This is a genomic window from Vibrio sp. EJY3, assembly GCF_000241385.1.
Lineage (GTDB): Bacteria > Pseudomonadota > Gammaproteobacteria > Enterobacterales > Vibrionaceae > Vibrio > Vibrio natriegens.
The window spans coordinates 3,061,293-3,072,639 of the sequence record NC_016613.1; the positions used below are offsets into that span (position 1 = coordinate 3,061,293).

The 11,347-nt window shown below is 46.9% G+C and carries 8 protein-coding genes; 3 read left to right on the forward strand and 5 right to left on the reverse strand.

Features of this window, described 5'->3' with window-relative positions; translation table 11 throughout:
- Positions 1 to 46 precede the first annotated feature (46 nt).
- Positions 47 to 574 carry a ribosome biogenesis factor YjgA gene (gene yjgA / locus VEJY3_RS13885; protein WP_014233086.1) on the forward strand — a complete coding sequence of 176 codons (528 nt, stop codon included), beginning with the start codon at positions 47 to 49 and terminating at the stop codon, positions 572 to 574.
- Positions 575 to 639: 65 nt separating this feature from the next.
- Here yjgA and VEJY3_RS13890 read toward each other — a convergent pair whose 3' ends face one another.
- Both VEJY3_RS13890 and rluA read right to left on the reverse strand, forming a co-directional pair.
- Positions 640 to 1,602, reverse strand: a complete 963-nt coding sequence (locus tag VEJY3_RS13890; RefSeq protein WP_014233087.1) for a D-2-hydroxyacid dehydrogenase — start codon at positions 1,600 to 1,602, stop codon at positions 640 to 642.
- A 32-nt stretch (positions 1,603 to 1,634) separates the two neighbouring features.
- Positions 1,635 to 2,387 (reverse strand): bifunctional tRNA pseudouridine(32) synthase/23S rRNA pseudouridine(746) synthase RluA, encoded by a 753-nt coding sequence (gene rluA, locus VEJY3_RS13895; protein WP_014233088.1) that lies wholly within the window; start codon positions 2,385 to 2,387, stop codon positions 1,635 to 1,637.
- Positions 2,388 to 2,779: 392 nt separating this feature from the next.
- On the opposite strand from rluA, the gene VEJY3_RS13900 reads away from it, so the two are divergent.
- Positions 2,780 to 4,045 (forward strand): NRAMP family divalent metal transporter, encoded by a 1,266-nt coding sequence (locus VEJY3_RS13900; protein ID WP_041170271.1) that lies wholly within the window; start codon positions 2,780 to 2,782, stop codon positions 4,043 to 4,045.
- 88 nt (positions 4,046 to 4,133) lie between these two features.
- Here the strand turns inward: VEJY3_RS13900 and rapA are convergent, their stop codons facing one another.
- Entirely contained in the window at positions 4,134 to 7,043 is a 2,910-nt protein-coding gene (gene rapA, locus VEJY3_RS13905; RefSeq protein WP_014233090.1) for an RNA polymerase-associated protein RapA, read from the reverse strand.
- A 567-nt stretch (positions 7,044 to 7,610) separates the two neighbouring features.
- On the opposite strand from rapA, the gene VEJY3_RS13910 reads away from it, so the two are divergent.
- A complete protein-coding gene (locus tag VEJY3_RS13910; protein ID WP_014233091.1) occupies positions 7,611 to 8,987 on the forward strand; it encodes a PhoH family protein in 1,377 nt (458 codons plus the stop codon).
- A gap of 73 nt (positions 8,988 to 9,060) precedes the next feature.
- Here the strand turns inward: VEJY3_RS13910 and tldD are convergent, their stop codons facing one another.
- Both tldD and VEJY3_RS13920 read right to left on the reverse strand, forming a co-directional pair.
- A complete protein-coding gene (gene tldD, locus VEJY3_RS13915; RefSeq protein ID WP_014233092.1) occupies positions 9,061 to 10,506 on the reverse strand; it encodes a metalloprotease TldD in 1,446 nt (481 codons plus the stop codon).
- Between the two features lie 11 nt (positions 10,507 to 10,517).
- Complete coding sequence (locus tag VEJY3_RS13920) at positions 10,518 to 11,339, reverse strand: carbon-nitrogen hydrolase family protein (RefSeq protein ID WP_014233093.1); 822 nt, start codon at positions 11,337 to 11,339, stop codon at positions 10,518 to 10,520.
- Positions 11,340 to 11,347: the final 8 nt, after the last annotated feature.

The window sequence follows — 11,347 nt, forward strand, 5'->3', positions numbered from 1 at the left end:
TCTTGTTAAAATAGTCATAATATTAATCAAAACACAGGCAACTGAAATGGCACGTAAGAATCAAAAAGCGCCATGGGAACCAGAAGAAGAGATCATCTGGGTAAGTAAATCCGAGATGAAGCGAGACATGGAAGAACTGCAAAAGCTAGGCGAAGAGCTTGTCGGCCTAAAGCCTTCAGTTCTCGAAAAGTTTCCATTGAGCGAAGACCTTAGAGAAGCAATTGCGGATGCACAACGCTTTAAAAACGAAGCGCGTCGTCGCCAATTGCAACGCATCGGTAAACTGATGCGTTATGAAGATCCAGAGCCAATCCAGGCAGCACTGGACAAAATTCGTAACAAGCACTCTCAATTGACGGCAGTCTTCCACAAGTTGGAAGCATTGCGTGATCGTGTAGTGGAAGAAGGCGATAAAGCCATTGATGACGTAGTGGAGCTGTACCCAGAAGCCGATCGTCAACGTCTACGTCAACTGGCTCGCCAGGCAGCGAAAGAGAAAAAAGCGGGTAAACCAGCGAAAGCGTACCGCGAAATTTTCCAAATCCTTAAAGGCCTTAACGAAGAAGAATACTAATTCTTTGAAAAATAAGCCCGAAAAAGCAGACGACTTCGTCTGCTTTTTTATTACGACAATGATGCTTATACAATGCGGTTTACGCTTTCTCCGCGTTCAAATGCGTTAATATTTTCAATTAAGATGTCAGCTAAGCGCTGAATAGAAGAGTCACTGCCCCATGCAACATGAGGGGTAAGCAGCAAGTTTGGCATCGCCATGTTTGCGATTAAAGGATTGCTTTCATCAGCTGGCTCTTGAGTAAAGACATCAAAACCCGCCGCCGAAATTTCACCACTTTGTAATGCATCCACCGTCGCCTGTTCGTCAACCAAACCACCGCGGCCGGTATTAATCAGGATAGCCGTGGGCTTCATTTGCTTTAACTCCGCGTCGGCAATGAGATTACGCGTGTGTTCATTCAATGGGCAATGCAGTGTAATTGCATCCGATTGTTTGAGAACGTCTTCAAACGGTACATAGCCTTGTCGGCATTCAGCTGCACCTTTTCGTTCAGCAAACAATACTTTCATTCCTAAAGCTTGTGCTAATTTTGCTGTTGCCTGCCCTAGCGCACCACTACCAATAATGCCTAATGTGCTTCCACTAATATCGCCAATAGGGTGAGTAAAAAAGCAAAACTGCTTGTTGCGTTGCCACTCGCCTGCTGCGATATCTTGATGGTAGCCGAAGAGGTTGCGGCGTAGCGCGAACAACATAGCAATCACGTGTTCCGGAACGGTTTGGATCGCATAGCCTTGAACATTCGCAACAGCAATATTATGCGCTGAGCAGTAATCCACATCGACGTTATTAAAACCCGTCGCGGCAACCGCCACCATTCGTAGCTTAGGTAATTGAGTCAGCACTTGCTGATCAAGAATGACTTTATTGCTGATGACAATATCAGCATCAGCAAGTCGTTCAACAACTTGATCTGGGGAAGTAAGACCATACTCAACCCACTCATGCTCAAAGCTAGGACGTGGTACTTGAATATGGTCAGGGATCGTAGCTCGATCAAGAAAGACGACTTTTGGCAGTAACATAACGGCTCCTTGTTCACTGCCTTAGAATAAGTTTATGGACGTGGCAGTGTTTTGTAATCTGGTAATTTACGCTCTGGGTCGAAATAGTCAAAGATCATCTCTTCCGCTTCCGGATAAAAATCACACGGAACAAAAATACTGCGTAACCAATGGGTTTTTGGATGGTAAAAGCTCAACTCCGCTGCGTGTAACTCTAAGCGTTCTGAGAATGCCTTGGCCTCGTCCATTGCATAGAACTCATCGCCCACAATAGGATGACCCAAAGCTTGCATATGCACGCGTAGTTGATGAGAGCGCCCGGTAATAGGCAATAGACGCACGATCGTCGTCTTAACACCATTTTCGTGCTCTTCGAGTTTCGCAACTTGGAAAAGTGTTTTGGATGGTTTGCCATCTTCAAAGCAGACTTTTTGCAGCGGACGGTTCGGCCAGTCACAGATCAATGGAAGATCAATCTCACCTTCTTGCTGAGCGATATGCCCCCACACTCTTGCATAGTAGATTTTGTGCGTTAAGCGAAACTGAAATTGTTTCTTCAAGGCACTCTCTGCTCGCTTGTTTTTCGCTAACACCATCAAGCCTGAAGTCGACATATCTAAGCGATGTACGACCTGAATATCTGGGTACTGCTCTTGCAGGCGGCTCCACATACTATCGTGATGCTCGGCAAGACGCCCCGGAACGGATAATAAGCCAGAAGGCTTATTCACAGCCAAAATTTGTTCGTCTTCAAAAACGATGTCAATCCAAGGGTCGGTTGGTGGCGTATATTCAAGCATTGCCATTGGCAGAGTCTCAAGAAATTAAAAACGCCGCGATTATAACGAGGCCTTGTCAAAAAGACATTTTATTTGAAATTAAAAACCCTACAAACTAAAAGGCATTGCAATGTCAACAAGGGGCAAAAAAACAAAAAATATCGGGATGTAAAATTAGTTTGACAAGGTAAGCAATAAGTTTATAGAGTGCTAGAGAAAGCCTGCTATTCCTGATGCTTCATATCCTTGAAGCCTCACTATTAGACATACAAAAAAATAAATACATTCAGGTTCAAACACATCATTTTTAAACATTACCGTGCGCTTAACGCCATTACTTCTCAGATATAGCGAAATAATGCTGTGAGGTGCTCCCCAAGGCTCGCTTGGGAACAAATAAAATAACAAGGACACGAAGCATGGACTCCGCCGTAACACCACCACCCCAATCAAAAATATCCTTATTCTTTCGCTCGCTAGGCCCAGGGATCCTTATGGCTTCTGCGGCCGTCGGTGGCTCTCACCTGGTTGCATCGACAAAAGCCGGTGCTATCTATGGCTGGCAGCTCGCTGCGCTAATTCTGCTGGTAAACTTTTTTAAGTACCCATTTTTCCGCGCAGGCGTGCAATACACCATGGGCACAGGTAAAACACTGGTTGAAGGCTACGCGGAAATGGGCCGCCCTTACCTATGGGCATTTTTATTCTTAAACGCCGTTTCCGCCGTGATTAATACCGCAGCCTTGTTAATGTTCAGTGCGAGCCTGCTGGGCTATTTCATTCCATTTTCGTTATCCATGGCTTCGCTGAGCATCATTGTGATCGCGACGTGTCTGATCATTCTTTTTGCCGGACACTACAAAGCGCTCGACACGCTATCTAAAGTCATCATGTCGGTATTGACCATTGCAACTCTGCTTGCCGCTGCGATTGCGTTTGGTAATCCGGTGGAACAAGTTGCGAATTTTGAATCACCATCAGTGTGGTCCATTGCTGCAATTGGCTTTATTGTTGTGACGATGGGCTGGATGCCGGCTCCTATCGAGATTTCGTGTTTAACCTCTGCATGGTTAAAACGTCAGTCCAGTGAGCAAGAAGTGACGGCTCGCTCGGCTCTGTTCGACTTTAACGTCGGCTACATTGGTACAGCGATTCTTGCGATTGTATTTTTATCGCTGGGCTCACTGATGTTGCATGGCTCAGGTGTTGAGCTGAAAAGTTCTGGCGTCGGTTTCTCTCACCAGCTTGTGGGATTGTATGCCTCAACGATCGGTGAGTGGTCTCGTTACCTAATCGCGGTCATTGCATTCTTCTGCATTTTCGGTAGTACGATCACTGTAATTGATGGCTACTCACGCGTGATTTCGGACTCGCAACGTCTGTTACGTTCGCAGCCAGACACAAATCCGAAAGCAACCTCAGCTATCATGCTAGTGGTCTCTTTGCTAGCGCTGGGTATTGTGACCTTCTGGGCTTCGGCACTACTACCAATGTTGAACTTTGCAATGATTCTGGCGTTCATGACCACACCGTTCTTTGCGCTATTAAACTACATTCTTGTGAGTAAAACTGACTTGCCTAAAGCATTGGCAGTTGGACCTAAACTGAAGTGGTTGTCGATTGTAGGTTTGATTTATCTGTTTGGCTTCCTGGCGGTGTTTGTCTGGTGGAAGTGGCTAATGTAATTAGCTTCAAAGTATCTCAAACGTAAGCAGATAAAAAGAAAAAGGCCTTCAAGAGAAGGCCTTTGTTATTTGGTTTAAATACGGATTATTAGTTGTGGCTGACAACAATCAAACGTAATGAGTCCAGCTGAACCTGAGCTTGATTAATGTAGCCTGTCAGCTCTTTAATCTGTGCATCAATCGTTTCAATTTCTTCGTCACGAATGTTCGGGTTGACTGCTTTCAGTGCCTGTAAACGCTCAAGCTCTGCGTTCAAGCTATGCTGCATATCTTGCTGAGCCTGCTTGCGCACTTCTTCGACTTTCTGCTCAACCAGTCCATCACCTGCTTCAATCAAACGATGCACATCTTTTTGTACCGACGTCACCAGCTTACTGCCAAGATGGCGGTTTACCGGGCTCAGCTGACGGTTGAAGCTTTCAAACTCCACTTGCGCAGATAAGTCGTTACCGCGCGCATCCATCATTAGGCGAATTGGTGTCTTCGGCAGGAAGCGGGCAATTCCGCTGCGTTTCGGAGCCTGAGCATCTACCGCGTAAATTAACTCAAGCAGAATCGTACCGACTGGCAGCGCCTTGTTTTTCAGCAAAGAGACGGCAGACGTCCCCACACCTTCACTCATCAGAAGATCGATACCACCCTGGATCATCGGGTGTTCCCAGCTGATAAAGTGCATATCTTCACGCGACAGCGCAGTTTCACGATCAAACGTAATGGTCGCACCTTCATAAGGCAGACCCGGGTAGCTCGGTACCATCATGTGTTCAGATGGCGTCACAACCAATGCGTTTTCGCCTTTGTCATCCTGGTTCAGGCCAATCGTATCGAACAGTGACAAAGCAAAAGTCACCAGATTGGTATCACCATCCGTTGAAGATATTTTTTCAACGATTTGCTGTGCTTTTTCACCGCCGTTAGAGTGCATTTCTAGCAGACGATCACGACCTTGCTCCAATTGAGATTTCAGCTGTTTGTTCATTTTCGCTGATTCTTCAATAATGTCGTCCAGTTCACTGGTGTCACCAGATGCCAGAATCTCAATCAGAGCATCCGAGTATTTATCGTAAACCGCACGACCGGTTGGACAAGTCTCAGCAAACGCATTCAAGCCTTCGTCGAACCAACGCGCCAGAATCGCTTGTGATGTGCCTTTAAGGTAAGGAACGTGAATATCAATGTCGCGGTTTTGACCGATACGGTCTAAACGACCAATACGCTGTTCAAGCAAATCTGGGTTAAACGGAAGATCAAACATCACCAACTGGTTAGCGAACTGGAAGTTACGACCTTCTGAGCCAATTTCACTACAGATAAGAACCTGAGCGCCACCCTCTTCCTGAGCAAAGTAAGCGGCTGCTTTGTCACGCTCTAGAATTGACATGCCTTCGTGGAACACGGTCGCACGGATGCCTTCACGTTCACGCAACGCCTGCTCCAGCTGCAACGCCGTACTGGCACGAGATGCGATAACCAGGATCTTCTCACTGCGTTTTTCTGTTACTTTTTCCAGCAACCAGTTCACACGTGAGTCAAATTGCCACCAGCTTGATTCGTCACCTTCAAACTCCTGGAAGATCTCTTCCGGATAGAGGTTTTTCATCGCACGAGCTTCAGAACTCATCTTGCCGCCGATCATGCCAGCGACACGCATTGAGGTTGTGTATTGCTGTGGGATATCCATTGGCATCAAGTGCACATTACGCGCAGGGAAACCTTTGATGGCCGCACGTGTGTTTCGGAACAAAACACGACCTGTACCGTGGCGATCCATCAGGTTGTCGATCAATTCCTGACGAGCTGACGCTTTGTCCTCTTCATCGCTGTTGCTTTCAATAATTCGGAAAAGCGGCTCAACATCCTGCTCAGACAGCAATTCAGTGATTTGATTTTTAGCGTCGTTAGGCAGCTTTTCACCAGTAAACAGTGAAGTAATCGCATCAGCAACTGGTGCGTATTGCTCTTCTTCCTCAACAAACGCTTCGTAATCGTAGAAACGATCAGGGTCAAGCAGGCGCAGACGAGCAAAGTGACTCTCACGACCTAATTGCTCAGGTGTTGCGGTCAGTAGTAATACGCCTGGTGTGCGTTCAGCCAAACCTTCAACGACTTGGTATTCACGACTTGGTTTGTCCTGGCTCCACTCTAGGTGATGCGCTTCATCGACAACCAGTAGATCCCACTCGCCTTCCAGAGCTTGCTCAAAGCGCTTACGGCTCTTGCGTAGGAAGTCCAGTGAACACAATACGTATTGCTGGGTATCAAATGGGTTTTCTGCATCCGCGAAGGCTTCAATACAACGCTCTTCATCAAAGATTGAGAAATGCAGATTGAAACGACGCATCATCTCTACCAGCCATTGGTGTTGCAGTGTTTCAGGCACCACAATCAAAATACGCTCAGCGCGACCCGACAAGACTTGCTGGTGAATGATCATACCCGCTTCGATGGTTTTACCCAGACCAACTTCATCGGCCAGGAGTACACGAGGCGCGTGACGGCGACCGACTTCATGCGCAATGTAAAGCTGATGGGGAATCAGACCAGCACGCATACCGCAAAGACCACGCATTGGGCTCTTATGTTGTTCAAACTGATTGGTGAGTGCACGGTAACGCAGAACGAAGTTGTCCATACGATCAATTTGACCTGCGTACAACTTATCTTGAGGTTTGTTGAAGCGAATTTGGTTGCTGAGGAAAATTTCGCGCAGTACGACTGCGGTTTCCTGAGTGTCTTCACGGGTACCGAAGTAAGTGTACAGACCTTCATCTTCCAGCACTTCTTCGACCTTCAGAGACCAACCTTCCTGGCAATCGATAACATCACCAACGTTAAACGTCACTCGGGTAACAGGTGCATCATTGCGTGCGTAAACTCGGTTTTCCTCTGATGCTGAAAACATCAACGTCACAGTACGAGCATCCATCGCAACTACCGTACCCAAACCTAAATCGCTTTCCGTATCACTAATCCAGCGCTGCCCCAAAGCAAATGTCATGAATTGACTACCTCGTTATTAATTCTTGATTCGTATTTCTTGTCGGTCTACTCATGCCCTCAGGCATGGATAATAGTTTAGATCTGATTCTGGCTTCTGCTACGCCGATCGCACTTGTCATGCCACTTTGGGCTGAGCAATATTCAGTCAGCTCAACATGATAAATTGCTCGTAGCCTATGCGCAGAAAAAGGCCGCTAATATTACTTTAAGCTGTGATTTAGGTCACGCCGAAACCGCACTAACAGGGAATTTTTTTTCCCAAATCGTAAGTGCAATCAAATTGTAAAAAAACCATGTCAATTATTACATTGCTGCAAGCAAATATTACGTATACTTTTGATTAGGAGCGTTTAAATTTATTGCATATACCATTGGCATAAAGTTTAAGCGCATAGGTACACGATTAGGATCAACACGGGTTTGCATAAGTTGTCTTGCTACTCAGTTGCACACTAACCGACGATAGCCCGACAACCTCTATTGCAAGCAATCAGAGTTAAGTCAGTTCACCCTTAAAGTGACTTAACAACTCGCAAGCACAGCCGCATTTAGGCAAGGAGACGCTATGGGCGATACCGATCGGAAACTTTTTGTACTTGATACCAATATTCTTCTTCACGAGCCCTTCGCTATATTCTCTTTCAAAGAACACGATGTCGTCATACCTATGACCGTTTTGGAAGAACTCGACCGAATTAAAGACAGCAAACGCGATGTTGCACGAGATGCTCGTGTTGCGATTCGCGCTTTGGAAGACATGTTTAAAGATGCTACGCCAGATGAGATTTCAGAAGGCATTCCAGTATCAAAAGACAATCCAGATCAGGGAGCTATTTCTATTTTGGCGGACTTCGAATTGCAGGAAACCGTCAAAGCCTTCGCCGACAAAGCTGGTGACAACCGCATCCTCAACGCGGTGCTTTATCTGCAAAACAAACGAGCACCACGTGAAGTGGTGTTAGTAACAAAAGACATCAACATGCGTCTTCGCGCCAAAGGAGCTGGCGTACGTTTTGTTGAAGACTACCGAACCGACCAACTGATTGACGATGTTCAATACCTCACCAAAGGCTTTCAGCAACGTGAAGGCGATTTCTGGAGTGGCATTGATGAAGTTGAAAGCTACGCTCTGGGCGGAAAAACCTACCACAAGCTCAGCCGTGAGCCTTTTGATCCAACATTCATAAACCAATATGTGATTGATGAAGACAGCGACTTTGCGGGCCGCGTTGAAACCATCAATGAAGACAAGCTCACCCTGCTCGATCTTAGTCGCGAACGTATGATGCATCGCCGAGTCTGGGATATTACCCCTAAGAACATCTACCAAGCGATGGCATTAGATGCACTCGTCGATCCGGACATCGATTTGGTGATCCTGACAGGTGCTGCGGGTAGTGGTAAAACCCTGTTAGCCATGGCGGCAGCCCTTGAACAAACTATCGAGAAAAAGATGTTCGATAAGATCATCGTAACCCGTAACACGCCAGATATCGGCGAATCGATCGGGTTCCTGCCTGGCTCGGAAGAGGAAAAAATGATGCCATGGTTGGCTGCGGTGACCGATACGTTGGAAGCGCTGCATAAGCACGACCACTGCACAGAAGGATCTCTGAAATACATTTGCGATAAAGCCAACATTCAGTTCAAATCGATAAACTTTATGCGCGGCCGTTCGATTCAAAATGCGTTCGTACTTCTTGATGAATGCCAAAACTTAACCGCTTCACAAATCAAAACCATCATCACCCGTTGTGGTGAAGGCACCAAAATCGTCTGTTCCGGTAACCTGGCCCAGATCGATTCCCATTACCTAACACCAGTCACATCTGGTTTGACTTACATGGTTGAACGCTTCAAGAACTTTGAAGGCAGTGCGAACATTCACCTTAACGGTGTGGTACGTAGCCGTCTGGCAGAGTTTGCGGAAGAAAACCTATAGGCTTAAATTCTCTTTTACTCAAAACAAAAGAGCGCTCCTATGAGCGCTCTTTTTATGATTTGTAGCGTTAGCGTTACTCTGTACCACCAACCGTCAGTGAGTCCAGCTTCAACGTTGGCTGACCTACGCCAACAGGCACACTTTGCCCTGCTTTACCACACACACCGACGCCTTTGTCGATGCTCAGGTCGTTACCAACCATCGAGACTTGCTGCATGGCTTCTATGCCAGAGCCAATCAGTGTCGCCCCTTTCACCGGACGCGTGATTTTACCGTTTTCAATCAAATACGCTTCAGACGCAGAGAAGACAAACTTACCTGAGGTAATATCGACCTGACCGCCACCAAAGTTTGGCGCATACAGACCTTTTTCCACGGTTGAGATGATCTCTTCCGGTGTGTGTTCACCCGGCAGCATGTAAGTATTAGTCATGCGTGGCATCGGCAAGTGCGCGTAAGACTCACGACGGCCGTTACCCGTAGGCTTAACACCCATTAGGCGCGCGTTAAGCTTATCTTGCATGTAGCCTTTCAATACGCCATTTTCGATCAGTGTATTGTACTGGCCATTGACGCCTTCATCGTCGACGTTCAAAGAGCCGCGCAGATCTTTCAGTGTGCCATCATCCACAATGGTACAAAGCGAAGACGTCACCTGCTGACCCATTTTACCCGAGAACACTGACGACTCTTTACGGTTAAAATCACCTTCTAAGCCGTGGCCTACCGCTTCATGCAGCAATACGCCCGGCCAGCCAGAGCCAAGTACCACAGGCATCATGCCAGCTGGCGCCGCTTCAGCTTCTAAGTTAACCAAAGCCATGCGAATCGCTTCGTCTGCATAGTGGAAGGCTTGCTTCACGCCGTCCGTTTCAGAAAGGAAAAAGTCGTAACCAAAACGACCGCCACCGCCTGCACTACCACGCTCGCGGCGTTCCCCTTTCTGGGCTAATACGCTGATAGACAAACGCACTAATGGGCGAATATCGCCTGCGTAAGTCCCGTCTGTTGCGGCCACTAACATTTGTTCATGTACGCCACTGATGCTGATAGAGACTTCTTTGATCAACGGCTCTTTAGTACGGATGTAAGCATCAAGCGATTTCAGCAGTTCGGTTTTTTGCTGTTTTTCCCAACCTGCCAGAGGGTTAACCGCTTCATAGTAAGCTTGGTTATCCGTGCGTTTAAAGGCCTGTACCTTACCATTTTGACCTTGCTGGGCAATACCTCGCGCCGCGATAGCACTTTGTTTAAGACCATCCAGATTAATTTGGTCGGAGTATGCGAAGCCGGTTTTTTCACCGGTTACAGCACGAACACCGACACCACAATCAATATTAAAAGAGCCATCTTTGATGATGCTGTCTTCTAGAACCAGAGACTCATGCCAGCTGGACTGAAAGTAAATGTCCGCATAATCGATCTGACGTGTCGCAATGCTGGCGAGTGTGTCAGCAATGTCTTGTTCTGTCAGACCATTTGGGGCGATGAGTGCCTGTTCTATTTGGTTTGTGCTCATAGTTAGCTCTTTTATTTCCGTCTCAATTCATTTTGAAAGCGACTGTGTTGAGTCAGCGGCATATTCTGCCTTACTTGCTGGGTTTGTGACAAATCTATCTCTGCCACCAACAAACCGACTTGGTCTTGAAATTGTTTGTGAATGCGTCCCCAAGGGTCAACGACCATCGAGTGCCCCCACGTTTTTCGTCCGCAAGGATGGGTACCGGTTTGATTGCTGGCTAATATCCAACACTGAGTTTCTATCGCTCTGGCACGCAATAGTATCTCCCAATGCGCTTCACCGGTCACAGCGGTGAAGGCAGCAGGAACGACAATCATCTCTGCTCCAGCTAAACGCAGCTCTTTGTATAATTCAGGAAAACGTAAGTCATAGCAAATACTCAAACCAACACTGCCAATATCCGTTTCTGCGACCACCATTTGGTTACCCGCTGTAAAGGTATCAGATTCCCGATAGCTGCCATGGCCGTCTGCAACTTCAACGTCAAACATATGCAGTTTGTCATAATGAGCAATGCACTTACCATGCGGCGGAAGGACTACGGTAGTTGTCGTCACGCCTCTGGCCGTTTGAATAGGCATGCTACCGACGATCAAAGTCAGTTGGTTGTGTTTAGCAATATCAGCCAAACGCTGTTGTAACACACCACTTCCGAGCGGTTCGGCATGTTGATGGTACTCTTCACGGCTGGCAAACAATACTGAATTTTCGGGAGTAAGAACCAGTTTCACTCCCTGTTTAGCCGCTAATTCACACTGTTTTTCGATAAAGGCCAGATTCTCTTCGATATCTGGACCAGAAGTCATTTGAATGATGCCAACACGTTCCATGTGTTTTT

Bases quoted from the DNA above. Each gene is read 5' to 3' on its own strand.
- rluA (WP_014233088.1), bottom strand. From the start codon at position 2,387: ATGGCAATGCTTGAATATACGCCACCAACCGACCCTTGGATTGACATC.
- VEJY3_RS13900 (WP_041170271.1), top strand. From the start codon at position 2,780: ATGGACTCCGCCGTAACACCACCACCCCAATCAAAAATATCCTTATTC.
- VEJY3_RS13920 (WP_014233093.1), bottom strand. From the start codon at position 11,339: ATGGAACGTGTTGGCATCATTCAAATGACTTCTGGTCCAGATATCGAA.
- tldD (WP_014233092.1), bottom strand. From the start codon at position 10,506: ATGAGCACAAACCAAATAGAACAGGCACTCATCGCCCCAAATGGTCTG.
- rapA (WP_014233090.1), bottom strand. From the start codon at position 7,043: ATGACATTTGCTTTGGGGCAGCGCTGGATTAGTGATACGGAAAGCGAT.
- VEJY3_RS13910 (WP_014233091.1), top strand. From the start codon at position 7,611: ATGGGCGATACCGATCGGAAACTTTTTGTACTTGATACCAATATTCTT.
- VEJY3_RS13890 (WP_014233087.1), bottom strand. From the start codon at position 1,602: ATGTTACTGCCAAAAGTCGTCTTTCTTGATCGAGCTACGATCCCTGAC.
- yjgA (WP_014233086.1), top strand. From the start codon at position 47: ATGGCACGTAAGAATCAAAAAGCGCCATGGGAACCAGAAGAAGAGATC.